The organism is Rhizobium sp. RCC_161_2 (genome assembly GCF_041355235.1).
Lineage (GTDB): Bacteria > Pseudomonadota > Alphaproteobacteria > Rhizobiales > Rhizobiaceae > Rhizobium.
The window spans coordinates 1-17235 of sequence record NZ_JBFUPL010000029.1 but is presented as its reverse complement, the minus strand read 5'-3'; the positions used below and the strand labels follow the sequence as shown (position 1 = coordinate 17235).

Annotated in this window: 23 protein-coding genes; 10 read left to right on the top strand and 13 right to left on the bottom strand. The window is 55.0% G+C overall.

The window, feature by feature from the left end:
* Window positions 1-119: 119 nt before the first annotated feature.
* The 4 genes from AB6803_RS32570 to AB6803_RS32555 all read right to left on the bottom strand — a co-directional run bounded on the left by AB6803_RS32570 (window position 120) and on the right by AB6803_RS32555 (window position 2019).
* A complete protein-coding gene (locus AB6803_RS32570; RefSeq protein ID WP_371112709.1) occupies window positions 120-785 on the bottom strand; it encodes a DUF6362 family protein in 666 nt (221 codons plus the stop codon).
* The gene (locus tag AB6803_RS32565) at window positions 760-1176 is read right to left on the bottom strand and encodes a hypothetical protein (protein ID WP_371112708.1); all 417 of its coding nucleotides are present in this window, start codon (window positions 1174-1176) and stop codon (window positions 760-762) included. The genes AB6803_RS32570 and AB6803_RS32565 overlap by 26 nt, the downstream gene beginning before the upstream one ends.
* Window positions 1177-1234: 58 nt before the next feature.
* Window positions 1235-1519 carry a hypothetical protein gene (locus AB6803_RS32560; protein WP_371112707.1) on the bottom strand — a complete coding sequence of 95 codons (285 nt, stop codon included), beginning with the start codon at window positions 1517-1519 and terminating at the stop codon, window positions 1235-1237.
* A gap of 293 nt (window positions 1520-1812) precedes the next feature.
* Window positions 1813-2019: a hypothetical protein gene (locus AB6803_RS32555; RefSeq protein WP_371112706.1), complete on the bottom strand. Its 207-nt coding sequence runs from the start codon at window positions 2017-2019 to the stop codon at window positions 1813-1815.
* Window positions 2020-2177: 158 nt separating this feature from the next.
* On the opposite strand from AB6803_RS32555, the gene AB6803_RS32550 reads away from it, so the two are divergent.
* From AB6803_RS32550 to AB6803_RS32540, 3 genes are all read left to right on the top strand, one after another.
* On the top strand, window positions 2178-2966 hold the full coding sequence (locus AB6803_RS32550; protein WP_371112705.1) for a S24 family peptidase: 789 nt from the start codon (window positions 2178-2180) through the stop codon (window positions 2964-2966).
* Between the two features lie 293 nt (window positions 2967-3259).
* Entirely contained in the window at window positions 3260-3592 is a 333-nt protein-coding gene (locus tag AB6803_RS32545; RefSeq protein WP_371112704.1) for a hypothetical protein, read from the top strand.
* Window positions 3589-3975 carry a hypothetical protein gene (locus tag AB6803_RS32540; RefSeq protein ID WP_371112703.1) on the top strand — a complete coding sequence of 129 codons (387 nt, stop codon included), beginning with the start codon at window positions 3589-3591 and terminating at the stop codon, window positions 3973-3975. The genes AB6803_RS32545 and AB6803_RS32540 overlap by 4 nt, the downstream gene beginning before the upstream one ends.
* A 13-nt stretch (window positions 3976-3988) precedes the next feature.
* Here AB6803_RS32540 and AB6803_RS32535 read toward each other — a convergent pair whose 3' ends face one another.
* Window positions 3989-4459 (bottom strand): MEKHLA domain-containing protein, encoded by a 471-nt coding sequence (locus AB6803_RS32535; RefSeq protein ID WP_371112710.1) that lies wholly within the window; start codon window positions 4457-4459, stop codon window positions 3989-3991.
* 377 nt (window positions 4460-4836) lie between these two features.
* On the opposite strand from AB6803_RS32535, the gene AB6803_RS32530 reads away from it, so the two are divergent.
* The 6 genes from AB6803_RS32530 to AB6803_RS32505 all read left to right on the top strand — a co-directional run bounded on the left by AB6803_RS32530 (window position 4837) and on the right by AB6803_RS32505 (window position 9708).
* Window positions 4837-5730, top strand: a complete 894-nt coding sequence (locus AB6803_RS32530) for a hypothetical protein (protein ID WP_371112702.1) — start codon at window positions 4837-4839, stop codon at window positions 5728-5730.
* 17 nt (window positions 5731-5747) lie between these two features.
* Entirely contained in the window at window positions 5748-6191 is a 444-nt protein-coding gene (locus AB6803_RS32525) for a very short patch repair endonuclease (RefSeq protein WP_371112701.1), read from the top strand.
* Window positions 6192-6193: 2 nt separating this feature from the next.
* Window positions 6194-7531 carry a DNA cytosine methyltransferase gene (locus tag AB6803_RS32520; protein WP_371112700.1) on the top strand — a complete coding sequence of 446 codons (1338 nt, stop codon included), beginning with the start codon at window positions 6194-6196 and terminating at the stop codon, window positions 7529-7531.
* Window positions 7524-8315 (top strand): endonuclease, encoded by a 792-nt coding sequence (locus AB6803_RS32515; RefSeq protein WP_371112699.1) that lies wholly within the window; start codon window positions 7524-7526, stop codon window positions 8313-8315. Before AB6803_RS32520 ends, AB6803_RS32515 begins: the two co-directional genes overlap by 8 nt.
* 80 nt (window positions 8316-8395) lie before the next feature.
* The gene (locus AB6803_RS32510) at window positions 8396-9178 is read left to right on the top strand and encodes a hypothetical protein (RefSeq protein WP_371112698.1); all 783 of its coding nucleotides are present in this window, start codon (window positions 8396-8398) and stop codon (window positions 9176-9178) included.
* A 242-nt stretch (window positions 9179-9420) separates the two neighbouring features.
* Entirely contained in the window at window positions 9421-9708 is a 288-nt protein-coding gene (locus AB6803_RS32505) for a hypothetical protein (RefSeq protein ID WP_371112697.1), read from the top strand.
* Window positions 9709-9719: 11 nt separating this feature from the next.
* Here the strand turns inward: AB6803_RS32505 and AB6803_RS32500 are convergent, their stop codons facing one another.
* The 7 genes from AB6803_RS32500 to AB6803_RS32470 form a co-directional block, all read right to left on the bottom strand.
* The gene (locus AB6803_RS32500; RefSeq protein WP_371112696.1) at window positions 9720-10127 is read right to left on the bottom strand and encodes a putative Ig domain-containing protein; all 408 of its coding nucleotides are present in this window, start codon (window positions 10125-10127) and stop codon (window positions 9720-9722) included.
* 56 nt (window positions 10128-10183) lie between these two features.
* Entirely contained in the window at window positions 10184-11452 is a 1269-nt protein-coding gene (locus tag AB6803_RS32495) for a hypothetical protein (RefSeq protein ID WP_371112695.1), read from the bottom strand.
* Window positions 11453-11455: 3 nt separating this feature from the next.
* Complete coding sequence (locus tag AB6803_RS32490; protein ID WP_371112694.1) at window positions 11456-11686, bottom strand: hypothetical protein; 231 nt, start codon at window positions 11684-11686, stop codon at window positions 11456-11458.
* Window positions 11687-11701: 15 nt separating this feature from the next.
* Complete coding sequence (locus AB6803_RS32485; protein ID WP_371112693.1) at window positions 11702-12067, bottom strand: hypothetical protein; 366 nt, start codon at window positions 12065-12067, stop codon at window positions 11702-11704.
* A 201-nt stretch (window positions 12068-12268) separates the two neighbouring features.
* On the bottom strand, window positions 12269-14107 hold the full coding sequence (locus AB6803_RS32480; RefSeq protein ID WP_371112692.1) for a hypothetical protein: 1839 nt from the start codon (window positions 14105-14107) through the stop codon (window positions 12269-12271).
* 131 nt (window positions 14108-14238) lie between these two features.
* Entirely contained in the window at window positions 14239-14577 is a 339-nt protein-coding gene (locus tag AB6803_RS32475; RefSeq protein WP_371112691.1) for a hypothetical protein, read from the bottom strand.
* Window positions 14571-14855, bottom strand: a complete 285-nt coding sequence (locus AB6803_RS32470) for a hypothetical protein (protein WP_371112690.1) — start codon at window positions 14853-14855, stop codon at window positions 14571-14573. The genes AB6803_RS32475 and AB6803_RS32470 overlap by 7 nt, the downstream gene beginning before the upstream one ends.
* A 464-nt stretch (window positions 14856-15319) precedes the next feature.
* Between AB6803_RS32470 and AB6803_RS32465 the strand changes: the two genes are divergently transcribed.
* Window positions 15320-15637: a hypothetical protein gene (locus AB6803_RS32465; protein WP_371112689.1), complete on the top strand. Its 318-nt coding sequence runs from the start codon at window positions 15320-15322 to the stop codon at window positions 15635-15637.
* Here AB6803_RS32465 and AB6803_RS32460 read toward each other — a convergent pair.
* Entirely contained in the window at window positions 15614-16792 is a 1179-nt protein-coding gene (locus tag AB6803_RS32460) for a hypothetical protein (protein ID WP_371112688.1), read from the bottom strand. The genes AB6803_RS32465 and AB6803_RS32460 overlap by 24 nt on opposite strands.
* Window positions 16793-17235: the final 443 nt, after the last annotated feature.

Sequence of the window (17235 nt, the reverse complement as noted above, 5' to 3'; positions counted from 1 at the left end):
CGCATGGCAATCTCCTTTTCTGGAGATTGAATCACACACCAGCACCAACATGAACCCCGTTATGGGGACACGGCCTAACAAAAAAAGCCCTGGGTTCGAACCAGGGCCATTCTTGCGAGTTAGGCTTTCATCTTCGCTCGCCGTCTGTTTTCTCGCTCCAAGCGCTTCGCCAGTGCCGCCAGCTCCGGGCTGGCCGCATCGAACACAGGCTTTGCGTCGTCCGGCAACCAGTATGTCTTATGCTTTGCGGCGGGCTCTTTCACCCGCTCGAGGCTTCCCGCCGAATTCGGCATCATCGGCGCGATGCGTGACCAATCGGGTTCCTGCAACGCCGGCGAAACCGCGAGCAAGGCCCTTGCCACAGTCTGAAACTCCGCCTGAATCCACCGCTCCGCCGTTCGCCTCACCCGTCCGGTCTTTGCGCAGAAATCGCGGAAGGAGCCGACGACATATGGCGCAGCAAGGCAAACCGACCATCGGGAAAGCAGGATACGGCGCTCCTCGTCCCGGACATGGGTCAACAGCCAGCCCTGCAGCACTTCTTCCGCACGACTGATGGCGGCCGCGCTCGGGCGATAGCGAACGTGGATATCCGCGTGATCTCCCGGTTCGGGAAGAACATCCGGCCAAAGCGTCCGCATCCGATCCGGGCGCACGCCCCGCACGTCGAGGTGAACCATCGTATCGGCGGCCTCGACGAAACGAGCGCGGACGATCAGGCTCAGATCGGCGACCTCCGCCGCATGTTGCGAAAGATCGTTAAACTGCAAGGCGTTCTGGTACATCAAGTCGTCTCTCCAGTTCCCGATAGATCAAAATCCGAAGCGTCGCGCGCACCGGCCAAGGCCGCCGCGCCACGGCATCTGCGCGCAAGGCCGCCAGCGCAATATCGTCAAAGGCGGACAGCAGATCGCCGGGCCGCTGCAATGCCCAATCCTTACGCTGCACAAGGATATCGGAGACCGCGCCGATCGTGTCCGACCAGAGTTCATCGCGATTGTTGCCGGTCTGGCGAATGCAGCGCAGGACAAAGACGAGATGGCCGTCGCCATGTTGCCCCCGGATTTCCTGCATGGTGCCACGCGCATGGCTCTGCGCCGGAGCGCGACGGCGATGGACCGGAACCAGCTTGATGCCGAGGCCGTCAAGAAGAGTGTCGAGCCTGCCTTTGGTCATGGGCGCATTCCCTCCCTTCAACAAGGAAAATTCAAATCAGTCGGCGGCATCGGTTCGATCATGCATGCTTACCGTTGTCGGCTCCTGCAGAGGGGTGTCTCGGCTTGAACAGGGCTTCCGCCTTCGCCATTTTCTCCACCCTCGCCCCATCCCGCAGCATCGGCGTATTGAGGTAGGCAACGATCGCTTCGCCGGCGGCCGCCTTGGCTGCATCCTCGGTCAGAAAGACGATCGCTTCGCCGCGGTTGTCCTTCAGGACCTCGTTGGTGGCCCGGTGAACCTTACGGATCCAGCCGAGATGACCGCCGGCGACCGCTTCCGTTCCGATCTGAAATTCATTCATAGAAACCTCCTCTGGCCGCCCCCGGCCAGTTATTTGGATTGACTTTTTTAAGCAATTCAGCCACTTGGCAGCAGTGGCCGCGCTATGGCAATGATTCCGTCACAGCTTCGCTCCGCGTTGAGCCCCATCCTTGGCGGTCCGGAAATGAACCTGATCACCCTCCGGCGCACCGCCGACGTCGTCACCGTCGCTTGCATATTTCGGCGACGAAATGATCGACGCCACGGCCGTAAGCAAGCACCCAAAAAACAGAGCAGCTCCGATGCACGCCAGGAAACCTTGAACGAGCTCACTCATGCGAGCTCCTCCGCTTCCTGTTGGCACCCCGCCAAACCGCGATCGGACATCTCCACCGGCTCGACACGCTCCTCGCAGGCTTCGCAGTGCCGCTCGATTACCTCGGCGATCGACAAGGCCCGCCGACAGCAGGGGCAACCCCAGAAGAAGTCGAAATAGAATGGGCTGGAACCCAGCCTTCTGCCTTTCCTGATCGAGACCATGCGACCGCTCCTAAAACCACTATTGCGGGGCGGCACCCGCCCCGGCACGTCAGCCTTGCGGCGATTTTCTCCGCAGGCATCTTGATGGACACAAATTATGTTGTTATTAATGTCGATGTCAACATGATTTATGTTAATTATTTTGCGAGTGTCTGGTCATGCAGAAATCCATGGGCGAACGACTGAAGGCGGCGCGCGAAGCCGCAAATTACTCCTCGGCGACGAAAGCGGCGGAGGCGCTAGGTGTCAGCTTGTCCACCTACCGCGCGCACGAAAACGGCCAGAACGAATTCGGCCCCGAAATCGCCGATCGCTACGCCAAGAAATTCGGCACCACAGCCGGCTATCTTCTGACTGGCGAAGGCCCACGCAAGGTAGAGCGGCCAGGGCCACGCATGGTCACCTCCTTCGACCCCGATGAACAATACAACGAAGGATTTGCCGAGGACGGTGAGAATGTCAGCTATAGCCGGGAGCACTGGCAATCGAAGATCGAGGGCGCCACGCCGGAGGTTGATGTCAAGCTCGGCGCCGGCAGCGGTATTGTCGGCGAGGTCATCAATCTTCCCGTCGGAGCAGGCAATGTCGCCGGCCATAAAATCATCGCGGAATGGGTAATTCCCGCAGGTTACCTGCGCAACGAAGCAAAAGCGTCGCCGAACCACACCATCATCATGGAAGTGATCGGCGATTCCATGCAGCCCACCTACATGCCCGGCGACCGCGTCATCGTCGACCTCTCGCAGAACCTGATGGTGACAGACACGGTCTATGCCATCAGCGACGGCTATTCCGAACCACAGATCAAACGCCTTCAGCGCGTCCCCTTCACCCAACCCAGCCAGGTCAAGATCATCTCCGACAACCCGGCGCTGGAAACCTTTACGGTGGAGTTGGAGCGGCTGACGATCATCGGGCGCATCTGCGGGCATATCGCGCGGAAATAAGGGCCGCCGCCTTCAGTCATCCGTTACCACGACCTTGTCGAAACCAGATATGACAGGTATTCGGCGCGCAGATCAAATAAACATAATTTATGTCAAGTCGATTGCCATACAACATATAAAATGTTGACATTAATTGTGTCGCATGACATCTTCCTTTCGCGAGCCAATCGCCCGAGCCGGAATGAGCCCATGCAAATTTCAAAATCTTGCATGAAGTCCGCGAAACCGGATCGGAGATCGAGCGAATATGAATGTCGTGTCCCAATGGGCACGCAAAGGAGGGTGCGTATTTCATGCCAGCGAAGTCAGACGTCATGATCATCGCCTGGACGCTCTATCGCCGCGATACGCGGCTACACCGACCGTCGACGGCAGCCGGCCGGCGCAAATGGTTCGCCCGCGCCTTGGCAACAGCCTGGATCTGGGCGCAGCAGCAAGCAGCCGACGCAGCCAAGACCGAAGATCAGCATCGTGCCGAGCGACTAGCGAGCCTGCGACTGGAATTGCTGCGCATCGACGCCCGACCATTCGGAATGTCGATTGCAAAGGATCGAACAACGCTCATGGCAGAGATCGATCGCCTGACCGCCCAATCATCCGCATCGGCAACACGGATGGCAGCATGATGACACCCAACGATGCCTTCTCCTGCGAATACTCATTCGATGAACTCACCATCAATCTCTGCGATCGGTGGGAATCAGGCCTGCTCCTCTATGGCCGTGCCGAATTGACATCGGCCGGTGACGGTTACGATGGTGAATTCTATGTCTCGGCGATTCGATTGGATGGTGGAGCCCGGTTAGCGCGACCAAGTCCGGTTGCAAAGGCAAGCACCTTCGAGGCCGAGCTGTTCCGACGCATCGCCACCGTGATCGAAAATGACCAAACGCTCCCCGGCCGTCACGCTGCCGAACTGTTCGCCTATGAATACGAACAGTCCATGGAGACGGATAACGACATGTTTCACAAGATCAAACGGGAGGAGGTATTGGAGCCTGTGGCGTGACATTCACTCCGACTCAGGCATCTCTCCATCTCGAAAATGTCGCTGCTTGCCCTCGCCGATGCCCATCCCGGTCGATGAGCTGCCAGACGATGCCATCCTCGATCCAGAAACGCCGACCCGATTTTGCGATCCGCAGCCCACGATAATCGGCAATAAAGCCGTTGCGCGTAACGGCATCCAACAATTGCTGACGCTCAGCCCGATTGGGAAGCTCCGCGGACAGGCGCGACGGCAAGGTCACGAATTCATCCCACGGATATTCAAAGCAAGCCTGGCCGGCTCTATTCGCATAGACGAACCGCGGATCAGGATCCGTGTTATGCGCGACGACCACAAACGGAGCATCGTGATAGAGCCATTCCGGCCCGCGGCCTTGATCGACGAGGGGCGCACCGACAATGCGAGCATAACTTCCAACAAGCAGATCGAAGAACTCGCGATCAAGCGACAGGTCTAAAGAATTAAGTCCGGAACTATCCGCCATCGATGTCTTTCCTATCGGGCCATCTCCTGATTTATCTAAGCCCACGACGCCGGAAATCAAACGGAATCGCTCGCTGAATCCTGCGATTGGTCCGGTCTTATGAATTCAGAAAAATGGTGGGCCCGGAGGGAGGGACCGTACACATGCCAATAAGGTCATGACTAAAACGAAAACAACGCCTTACACAGCTTTTGGGTATGTTTTCGAGCTTCTTTTTGTGTACGCTTCCAATAGGGAATGTCAACATATTTGCCGCTGAGGAAATTTGGCTAAAACAAGTTAAAGTTGGAAAAACCCCTCTCTAGTCAATCGACATCTTTCAGTGCTTCCGAATGGATTCCAACATCTCGTCAGGCGAATCAAGGGGTTGAAACGAGATGGCGCGTGGCAGTGAGAAGCCGATTGTTTTCCGATTTCTTTTTGATCGGCGATATAATTGGGAAACAAAGGTTTTTACGCCGGTCACGGTTACCAATGACGAGCTACAGGACGCGATTGTTCAACTTCGACAGGAAGAAGGCATCGCACTCGCTGTGGCGAACCCCGCAAACTTTTTGAAGGATTTCCTTAGAAGCCCGAACCGGAACTCTCAGTGGCCCCCCGAGATCGCATCAGAGGGATTTACTGCACGGCAGTCCTATAGCGAGGGTCGCGTATTCGATTTCGTCCCATATGCGCTGGAACAAGAAGAACCTTTTCCCGACGACTTCAAGATTCCTGACGACGTAGCTGTGCATCGGGTTGAAGCAATCTCCCTTCCTTCAGCGGCGCGGGCACTCGGCCGAGGGGACGAGCCATGGCTGATACAGGTTTGTGTTCATCAGCGGGTTCTACAGACCCACTTCGCGTTATTCTCGGAGATCGACGTTATAGATTTCTTTCATCTTCAAAACAGTCTGAAAGGAGTGCCTGAGATCGATGCATTGTTTCTCATGACATTCCGCGCCGGTTCAGTAACGCAAAAAGCGCTGGTAACGTTTGAAGCTAAGCGTGACGAACCTATATTGCTCCACCAGATACAGGCCCAGGTCGCACTAATGGCCGAGCGTGCAAATACGCAGGTCGGCCTGAACGACATAGATTATATTGTTCCAGTAGCCGCAGCTACACATCGGCTAGGACAAAGCCGTGTTGTGGCGATCTTCGAAATGGCCGGAATTCCGGTTGCTGACGGGGTTGCGGCGTTCAAATCTAAGGCGTGGCATAATTTGCCGCTGCCTATAACAAGAACGGTTGCCTACGAACTACAACCGCCAGTAACCGGCATATAGCGCAGATAGGAAGAGGTTTGGCGGATACCCGAACGCCAGAACAACGTCGCCGGATAATGCAATCCGTCCGACAAAAGGATACCGGCCCGGAAATGGCAATCCGGCGGGCATTGCACCGACTCGGATATCGTTTTCGTATCCACCAGAAGGGCCTGCCGGGCAGGCCTGACATCGTGTTCTCGGCGCGGAAAAAGGTGATTTTTGTCCATGGCTGTTTCTGGCATGGCCATGACTGCAATAAGGGTCGCTTGCCCAAAACTCGAAATGAATATTGGAAACCAAAGATCGACGCCAACAAAGCTAGAGACGAACGAACCATAAACGAGTTAAGGATTGCTGGCTGGGAATCGCTTGTCGTTTGGCAATGCGAGATGAAAAGCGTCGAGCAAGTTTTGGGTAATATAGTTACGTTTCTCGGGCCGCCCAATTGCGGTCCAAACCGTGAGGACGCATCGGAGTGAGCATGGCAAGACCGGTTGGAATCGATCTTTTTGCAGGCGCTGGTGGACTGAGCCTTGGTTTTGAACAGGCTGGCTTCGATGTCGTGGCTGCTGTCGAAATCGATCCCGTTCATTGTGCCGTACACAAGTTTAACTTCCCCGACTGCGCAGTGCTGCCTAAAAGCGTTGTGGGCTTGAGCGCTGCCGAAATTCGGGAAGCTGCGGGACTGGATGCCGATACGAAGGTCGATGTAGTCTTCGGCGGGCCACCCTGCCAAGGCTTTTCCATGATAGGACAGAGATCGCTCGATGATCCAAGGAACAGGCTTGTATACGACTTCGTGCGAATTGTTTCAGAACTCGATGCCAACTATTTTGTCTTTGAGAATGTGAAGGGCCTAACGGTAGGCCGTCAGCGGAAATTTCTCGAAGAAGTCGTCCACGCGTTTGAAGCAGCCGGATATGACGTTCGCCAACCTTGGAAGGTATTCAACGCCTCTGAATTTGGGGTTCCGCAGCAACGAGAACGCTTGATGCTGGTTGGATGCAAGCGTGGTCTCAAGCTGCCAGAATATCCTGTAGCAATCACACGGGCCGCCAGCAGCTCTTCCAGTGAATTGCCTGCAGGACCTACGGTTGAAGACGCAATTGGCGACCTCCCGAACGCTGATGAATTTGAGATGCTTATTGACGACGATAGGGTGGCCGGAGCGAAATACGGTTCACCCAGCAGGTATGCATCAGAATTACGGGGTTTGACTAACGATTCGTGGCATTATGGATATCGCCGGATTTGGGACCCTAGCATCCTAACTTCTTCCTGGCGCACCGATCACACGGAGATATCTCGCCGCAGATTCGCCGACACCCTGGGAGGTCAGAACGAACCGATCTCGCGGTTCTTCAAGCTCGATGCCAACGGCGTATCGAACACTCTCCGCGCTGGTACAGACGGGGCGCGTGGGGCATTCACGAGTCCCCGTCCGATCCATTACACGCATCCCCGTTGCGTTACCGTGCGCGAAATGGCTCGCTTACATGGGTTCCCTGACTGGTTCAGGCTTCACTCGACGAAGTGGCATGGGGCGCGGCAGATCGGCAATTCGGTTCCGCCGCCGCTAGCCAGAGCAATCGCATCTCAACTCATTAAAGCTATGGGGATCGTGCCGCAATCACCAGAACGGGCAGTTGAACTGGGCAACGAGGAGTTGCTCTATACGACGGTAACGGAGGCGGCTAACTTGCTTGGGGTGTCGGCCCCGAGGACAAAGCGAGATCGAAACTCGAATATCAAGAAGCGTAAGCAACACGAAACGGAAGCGGCTAGGCTGGCTGCGCTTGAGGCAATGAACGATGGCTAAACCTTCTCGCGGCAATGTCTATCAGGACATTATCGAGAAGATATTCGCTGAGCGTTTTCAGTTCGATGGTAATTCCTTCGAATTTGAACGAGGGGATATCGAGAAGACCGCCGCCGAGATGGGGGTTTCCTTACCAAAAAACCTCGGCGATGTGATCTATGCTCTTCGCTATCGAAAGTCGCTCCCGGCCTCTATCGTTGAGACACAGCCCCCCGGCCAAGAATGGATCATTGAAGGTGCGGGACGGGCGAAGTACAGGTTTGTCCTTGTCCCGTTAAATCGTATAATCCCGCGTGAAGATTTGGTCACGATTGGGATTCCCGACGGAACGCCGGAAATGATCAGGCTGTATGCACTGGACGATGAGCAGGCGCTTCTCGCAATCGTCCGCTATAATCGTCTAGTCGACATTTTCCTTGGCCTGACCACTTACTCTCTCCAAAATCACCTTCGAACGACGGTCAAAGGCATTGGCCAAATCGAAATCGATGAACTTTACGTTGGCATCGATAAACACGGCTGCCACTACACAATTCCGGTTCAAGCTAAAGGCGGCTCCGATCAGATATCGGTCGTCCAAACTAAGCAAGACTTGGCGTGGTGCAGTCAGCGTTATCCTGACATGCGTGTCCGAGCAATTTCGGCTCAATTTATGGGTTCGGAAAAGATAGCAATGTTCGAACTTACCGTTGAAGATGACGCCGTGAAGGTCGTCGAAGAGCGGCATTTTAGACTTATTCCGGCCACAGATGTTGATCAGGCAGCTATTCGAAACTACCGCTAAACTGATCGTCACGCACTGCCATCGGCCTATTGTTGTTCGCTGCTACTTCGCCAATCCTATTAGCGGATTTGGAGAGCACCATGCACCGCGAACCGCCTCAGCAAGTGGAATTAGAAAAAAAACGCAAACACCGTCGCGCTGCCGAACGCTGGCAACGGCATCTGGCAGAGCTTCACCGTCGTCGCGAACAGGCCGACCGCGACCGAAAAAGGCGGCTGCGATGGCTGATAATGCTTTGGCTGATGGTACTCGAATCGATCCCCACGGCGACATTTTCGCCTGTCATTCTTGCCGACGAAGACGCACGGCAGCAAAAACGACAGCCTCCGCGACCAAGGAAATCGCGCAAAAAGGACGAACTCGACAAGCGTGACGATCCCCGTAGCGAAGACGACCGCAGATATATGTCGGACTACTCACCGCGCTACGGAGAAGAGAGTCAGGAAGTTTACGATGGCCTGACTTGGAGCGATATAATTGCGCATAACAAGGTCCATAGGCCATGGCTTTTCCCTGTCTTCAAGCCGCTTCCCGGCACGCCGCAGCGGTACATTGATGAGCAGTTGCACATCTGGACGCTTCTCGATCACCTTAAGCACGATTTCCTTCGCAAAGACGCGATCTCCGCATTGAAGCTCATCGTCGCGTCCGATGCGCATCCATGGGTCGACGCATGCGCAGCGCTCCCGAACGGCTGGAAGCAGCTTCGCTATTGCAGGGGACGGACGCCAGACATGACGATAGCAGCATTTCCACGGATGGCAGCTTTGTGGCGCGAAGAGCAGCGCCGGGAGGCTGAAGAACGTGCGAAGGAACTTAAGGAGACTCCTGACAGCGGACCGAAGTCGCCCGGCATCGGCTAAGGAAATGTCAAAAAAATCCGTTGACCGTAAGGAAATGGGAGAATATTAAATGATTAATATTTGGGATAAACTTAAGCAGGTATTTCCTTGTCAAGTTGATATAGCAATAAAATTCACTGCAAAGCGATTTGTTTGCGGATGGAGTTAATATAAACAAATATAAATGTGAATATACATTTTCAGTTCGTTGTGACTCTTTTGGTCTCGTCACTTGGTGGCGAGCAACTGGAGTGAGGCGAGCGATGAAGACAGGTAATCAGGCTAGGCGGAATTACCGAATCCACTGGGATATGGAAGACGAATGCACTATTGACGTGCATGGAAAGCCGTACGTTTTTCAGATTTTAATCAATGAAATCTGGATAGGGCGATTTGTCTATTTCCTCGACAAAACGACCTTTGACGCCCATGGCAACGATACCGAGCGAACTGTCGCCATGGGGCATGAGGCTTCGTTAGGTAAGGCGAAGAAAGCGGCGCTGACAGCATTCCGGCGGCATCACAACGCAACGCTCGAACTCGCTGCGTAGGGGACGCCCGCTCATTCGACGACGATTGTGGCAGCGATCACATCCTGCTTTCCGTCTTTCGCCACTGTAATCGAGATGGCATAGGTAGCCGCCGCCAAAATTTTCCCCGATATCATGCCGGTGGATGCTTCCAGCTTCGCACCTGTCGGCATGCTGGCAGCGGTATAGGTATATCCGGCTCCCGGAAAGCCGCTCTGCGAAAGCGGCTGGATCATCAGCGACGTGTTCGCGCGGACTCTGGTGGTCCCGTAAAATATGCCGAAGTTCCCCACCTCGACAGGCGGCGGATCGACCTCAAGCGGCGGCGGCGGTGCGGTTATTTCCAGCACACCCGCTGTGGAGGCCCGCCATACGATTTGACCGGCGGAAACAGGTGCGGCGCAGGCGATGGCAAGAAGGAAGATAGCGGCTCTTATCATGACAGGTCTCGATAGGTGACACAGAGATGGGGCCACGCTGGCTTGCAAACGACACGTCATTTCCGATCTTTCTCGCCGTTCGGGCGCAACGTCATCCGCATGGCTGGGGCCGATGCGGCCAGTTCCTGTTGCTTGCCTGGCGGCAGAAGCGACCACGCACGGTCACGCTCAAGCTGCATTCGGAGGGCCGCATCACGAGCGCGTTCAGCGTCCTGCGCAGCGTCGTGAGCTTTTCGCTCGGCTTCGCGGCGACGTTTTTCCTCATCCTTCAACCGGGCCTGAACTGTCTTCGCGAACGACTGCACGCGTTCGATTTCAGCGGCGAACTCTTGCCTGATTCTCTTCGCCAGCGCAGATTCGCCGAGGGCGTCCCAAATGGCCCTCAAGCGCCCGCCTATACTGGAATACCGCTGGGCCTGTGCGACGGTTTCCTTGGCCTCTTCCTGAGCCTTCCGCGCCTGCTTTTCCGCAGCTAGGGCAGCTTGCGCCGCCCTGGCTGCTTTCTCGCGCTCCCTATCGGCGGCGGCACGGATCGTCTCCGCCTCGGATTTTGTTTTCAGGATGAAGACATCACCCGACGCTTTCATCTGCCGCGCACGTTCAAGCGTCGTTTGCAGGGCGCTGGCTTGAACCTGTTCTCGCTTCCACTCTTCCCGCGTTAAGCGACGGCGCTGGGGTCCAAGGCGGGTCAATCCGCATGGAATGGCGACGGCTTCATGATAGGAATCTTGCCATTGCCTCATCGCAGCTTTGTATGCGGCGTCGGCTCGTTTGCTGAGTGCCTTCTTATCCTCGTCGTCCTTGCCGCTGTCCATGATGGCACGCTTTGCAGTGACGCCCGGATGATGCTTGAGTGCCGACATCCCCGGCTCATCGACCGGGACGACATATGCGTGAATGTGAAAATATTCCTCGTCTTCGTGCCTGATGATCGACTTTAAATCGTCGCCATATTGTGAACGAAGCCAAGATATTGTTCGTTTTTCCCATTCTTCGGCCCGTTTTCGTTTCGCAGGATCGTCACGAATTTCAGCCATTGTGGTCGGATACGAAGCGACAACCGTCTGTAGCGTTTTCTTGTCGCGGGCGACTTTTCGAACGTGCCCACCTTTGACGGCTATGGTCGCAGCGGCGGCAGCAGCATCGTGCATCTGCTGCACATCCTCAATGCCGACGCCGAAGACAACGACAGGCGGCAAGGGGTTTCGGACGTGAACCGACGCCTCTGGCTTCCTGTTCGCTTCCGAAAAAATGAAATCCGTGCCGCGTCCCTTTGCATCAGGCTTGCGAGCGAAGGATTCCAAATGGATAAACTGGTAGCCCATGCATCATTCCCGCCATTCCTTCACCAAGTCGCGGCCATCAGGCGTGACAAGCGTAATGCGTTTCGCTGTCAGTGATTTTAAAACCGGTGTCTTGGTGAGCGGGAAGAGAATCAGCACTCGATTTTTGGATACATGAATGACATCCACAGCCTTGCGAACGCGGAGCATGGATTCCTTGTATCGAAATTCTCTAAACTCTGCGCTGACGCCCGATACGCTATCTCCGTAAGCCATCGTTGCGACCTCCGATTAGCGCGTACGACGATCATATTCGGCTGTAAGGACGCGATCCATGTCATCCCATCCACGCGGCAACCTTGCGGCAAACTGGCCCTTCAGGGCGAATGACTCGCGAGACCAGACAGCAAGCCATTCGATCACGTAGCCGTACCTGACATGCGAGTGGAGAGCATGGAACACGCTCTCAGGCAGGATGAACAATCCATGCGGGTCATCGCCGTCTGTTGACGCGTCGGCCGCAAGGTCGAGCCAAGTTTGCGCAACCTCGGGGTCATCGGCGGTCATAGTCGTCAACAAAGATCGAGCGACCGCAATGTGCCGCTCGTTGAGTCCGATGATCCGATCTATAAGTTGCTGTGTCTGATCGTCCCGCATAGCTCCGCTCCAAAAATAGGAAAAATATCCTTTGAGCATGAGTCCGAAATCCATCGGCGGATACAGGAGAATGGAAAGAATCCGAAATTAGTAGTGACCGACTACCAACAGTAAACTGTTGTCGGCTCCTTCGGAGGGAGGTCTTCAACCGGACCTTGCTGGGAGCCCCCTTCGTGACCGGGGAGGTCAGTCCCCAGATGGCTACGCCGCCGCCTGCAACTGTGTAAGCTTGTCGATGTCCGACAGCAGCGCGGCCAAATCCGGATCGACCGGCGGCGCACTGGCGGCTCCAGCCATCAGCGCCATAACGACGCTCTTTCCTGTCGGGAAATCTTGTTCGAACGTTTGCCGCGCCTCGGCCTCTTTCGGCTTCGGAAGCCCATGCAAACGTCTTTCAGCCATGCTCCGTCGCTGATCGGCCTCATGGGCGATCATGTTGAGCCGTTCCATCGCGTTCGGCCCCTCGTTTATCTCCCCTATTGAGGGTGGACGAGGCGGTTTCTTTTCTTCGAAAACGGCTTCGTGAGGTTGGATGTATGGAATCGAATCTAGTTCGGATTCAATGTCTGGGACAGTTGGGCTACATGTGTGAACGATATAGCGAGCGACTTGCGCCGCCTCGCATATATCGTCCGAACTCATGTCCGCGCCGGACTGGACGGCCTCCAAAGCCACGCGAGCGACTTCCAGCGCGTCCTCTGGCAACGGCGCACCGGCATCATTCCACCATTCCCGCGCCTCTCGCTGCCACTCTCGAATGTAGTATCCGTCCTCATCGGACAACTTATTCGCGTCGTAGTTCTGCACCATGATCATCGGCTCAGACCACGGTGTATGCCGCCACTGCGGCAAGCTCAATCCGATAACAATATTCGCAGGGGGATCGCTGCTTTCCCGTTCTTGTTTCGCAAGGACCGGAACAGGGGTCTCATTGACCGGTTTGTCGCGGTCGCTCTCTTCCACGACATCCTTGGCCTTGTCACCGTCGTCATCGTCAGACGCGCCGCCACGCTTGCCTTTTTTCACGCGCATAAGCTCGCCGCTGCCGTGACCGACACGTACGCGGACAACTTTTTCGCGCCGATCAGCGAGGCGCTTCAGCCAGAGCTTGAAGTCGCCGAGCGGCTGGCAAATCTTCAACCGCTTCGTCTGCTGATACAGCCAGACAAGTTCATCATTCGTCGCCTTCAGCGTGTCCGCAGGCTTCGAGCAGTATTTAACGATTTCCTCGACCTTCTTGACCGTGCCGTTATCTTTCCATTCCGCGTCCATAGCATCGTGCGTGTCATGGAGAAATGCCGTCCACTCGTCTGGCTTCACCAACCGCGTTGGCCAGTACAGCACGTTTGCATGGACATGATAAAGCGCGGTTTCCGCGCCGAAGGCCTTCGATAGTTCAGACGCCTGCCCACGCTCTGCGGCGGCAGCATCCCGCTCAGTAGCGGTTGCTCTCGTGAATTCGATGCCTCGATAAAGTACCTTTATTCCATATTTCTTATGGACCTTGTGCGACCATTTGGAAATTCGCCGCGACAATTGTTGAATCGCAACCCGGATGTCTCCGAACACTGCAACAAGTTCGTTGCAGGTCATCACCGCGTACCGGAAATATTTACTGCTCCGATGCTCAGTCATGAAAAGCTTCAACCCGTTTACCAAAGGCCTGCGGTCACGGGCGGCGACGACCGGTAAGAAGCGCACAGCGCGATAAATGCGCTGTTCAACGGTGAGATTGGTGACGGCGGATATGAGCGTCAGACCGCCTTTGAGGATGACGTCTTCGCCAGCGTCTTGGAGCGCCTGGGCGATGCGGTCGTTCTGGGCGGCGATTACCTTCGATGCAATGGCACGCTCTGCCCATTGGACCGGATCAATCGCCCAGCCGCAATTGCCTTTCAGAACCGCGTTATGGGTTTTGATGCCATTCCCGACATCCGCCACGCTCGCAGCAAGGTGCGTGGAAAAAATGTCAACATTTGATTTTGAAAACGAAGGGGATGGGATGGGTTCGACTGGGTTATATCCCAGTCCGCCGGTCACTCAACCGTCAATGGCGGCTTTACAATGTAAGAATGATTGTTCATCATTGTCGAACATTCTCCAAAAAACCGCCCGAGGGTTGCAGCCCATTGACGGCGGTTTTTTAATGGTCAAGTCTGGCGACGTTTAGGTCAATCGAATTCTTCGTTTTCTTCGATGGGTACGTGCGGCAGCTCCTCAAGCTCTGCTTCGATAAGGCGGACTTCCGCAATAGCCCGTTTACGCTCTTCGCTCAGTTGTCGCGATTTTGCGTCTATGCGGGCATACAAGTCCCACTCACGATCTAAATCGCGGATCGGCCCGGGGGTGCCCATTACCGTGATGCCAGCAGCACAGTATCGGATACGATGCTGGTTCAGGCGATGGATGCGATCTCCTAACCGGTGAAATTCATCCAGCAATTTGTTCTTGTTACGTTTAAGCAAAAGAACTCGGGAAATAGTCTCTTCCGTCCGAAGCTTCCTCACCATGCGTCCACCATCCCGACGAAGCCGCGCTCGGCAAGATCATCATGCCAAGCATCGGCACCAACCCTAACGATGTTGCGCCATTCGTCCCTGCAACGTTCGGCTTCCTTCTTTCCGAACAACTTTTCGAAGAGCGCTTCGGTGGTATGCATCTCGTCACCATAGGCCAACACAAACATGCCGTGCGTTTTGTGCTGCATGTCGCAAAATTCACGCATCCGAAGAAACATGATCTTCTTCAGAACATCGTACTCTTTTTGGTTAAGCTGGGCAGAATCCATAGATCGTAACTCCTTACATATCGATCACGCGACAGACATGGCGCACGAAATCGGGGTCCGCAAGGAATCGGGGCGGTTTCCAGGCGAGATAGATTTTTGCAGGTACAGGAAGATGCTTCTCATTGCCGAAGGGCTAGTCCGGAGCAGGGCATTACGGCCTTCGCCTTCTTGTCCTGCTCCGGTGCGGTAGGGTTGGGTCGCTCCGGTCCGTCAATGGAAATAGACGCGCACCGGGTCACTGGCGTTCCCGCACCACTGCGCATCGATTTCCATTGACTGCCCTCCCGCTCTGCCTGTCCCCGATATCATGGTAAACGATTCCCTCCCAAAATCACTAAAATCCCACCAATTTCGTATACGGATACTATCCTACGAACGACATCATTTCTGCCGAGCAGATTCTCAGAAATCCCCTTTTCTGCTATAAATTATTCAACAAATTCAAATGGAAAGTGGAGATTTCTATGCGCAAGACGATCACAAAAATCAGGGGCCTGAAGGTTAATGTGGAGGTTGTTGAAGTCCATCAGCAGGACCCACAAGGCGTGACGCTTTGGTACTATGCCGCAATCTATATTCAGCCGCATGGAAGTATACAAAAGACGTTAATCCGGAAGTCGCGGCTGCCGGGCGCGGCGGCAGAACTCAAACGGGAAATTCAAAGAGACGGCTTGAGAGCATTCGACCGCTGGAGCACACATATGTGGTGCCGCCAACCAGCGTTGGCGGCGAAACGGAAACAGCGGTCGCTTAATGCGCTATTGAGCCTGACGCCAATTTAGTAGCGGCGTGAAGTCGACACCTCGTGGCGCGGGGATCGCCATTATTTTCTCGATTTCCTCTGGCTCAAGGGCCTTGAAGCCATACCTTGCACCGACGGAAGTCGCTGCATGACCGCACTGCTTATCTGCAAGTCCGTCACCGACATGGATACGAAACCACGCCTTTGCATTGTGTCTCAGTGAGTGAAACACCTGACGTTGTGTCTCGTGTATCCCGAGAGCCACCATCCAGTTTCCCATTTGTTTTTGGGCGGCGTCAGCAGGGTCTTGCGCGGTGTGATAATGCGGAAATACGAATCCTCCAAGTCCGCGCTGTTTTTTCGCGAAATCTAAAAATCCACACTCCCGTAGCAAAGGATGCACTGCGACAACTCGCACCGAAGTCTTCGTTTTGAGTTGCCTGTCGACAGGTTTCCCATCAACGATAAGTGGTAACCGTAGATCAATTACCTCATTTCCTTCGATCATAACAATGTCGGAAGATTGGAGATAGACAATCTCTGAAAGCCGCATTCCAGTGAGATACCCTACCAAGGGAAGCCAAGCTTTATGGGGCTTTCTCATCACACGCGGATTGACCATGTCGGCCAACCACTTGTTGAGTGACGCGGCAGGCAAGCCCTCACGTTCTATCGCAACCGTAGCCGCCGCTGGCATCGTGACGTTAAACGAGCGGATGTCGCGTACGTTTGCGACACCCGCAGTCGCCTTTTCCCAAATTAACTTAATCTGTGTCACATGCTCTTTAACCGTGGTTTGTGACAATCGCCGTACGCGTTCGCCTTCCGGCAGCGCGTCATTTTTTTCTCCCATGGCGTTCAACGAAAGGTCCTTAAAAATCGGATGTTTCGTCCGATTCGTTGGGACCCTTCCTAGAACGGTTGCGAAGTCCTGGAGATGGATTGGCAGATAGTAGTTCAAGGGATGGTCGCCGATCACATCAAGGAAAGCAGCGAAGGTGGCCTCAAGCCGCTCTTCGTAGCGATCTCTTTCCTTATCCCCGCTGGCGAGTGCGGCCCTCCGAGCATCCAGAATCACTCGACCCGCCACACCGAAATTTGTCTGACCTGTGAATGCTCTTGGGTCGAAAGCTTTGACATCCTCCGCAGAAGCGGATTTTACAGCGTCGGCGACCGGCACAATTGGAAACGGCATAGGACGCTTCACCGGCTCGCCGACGACAGCGGAGAACGGTGCGGTTGGAAGTGGAAAAGGAGGCCTCGCCGATCTACTCGCGGCAGTGGCGGTTAGCATTTTGGGGGAGGGCATAGGAGGTCTTGCTGGTTGAGGCGGGACGTTTGGTTGAGGCAGGACGTTCGGTTGATTAAGCTCCACGGAAACAGTGCTATGGTGGTGCATTGATCCGAGCAGAGTTACGACTGACTGATAAGTTCCTCGTTCAGCTTCCCATGCAATGGCATCTTTTCCTAGCGCATCAGCTATCGTTTCCAAGCGTTCTTGAAACCTTATCAGAGCATTACGGTCTCGGAAAATCTGGTTTAGCTTTTTATCTTCTTCGGCAGCTAGGACGCGGACTCATTAGCTGAAGCGATCCATATCCTCGTTGCGGCGAGTTTGAGGCCGGCAAGGTAGTTGTC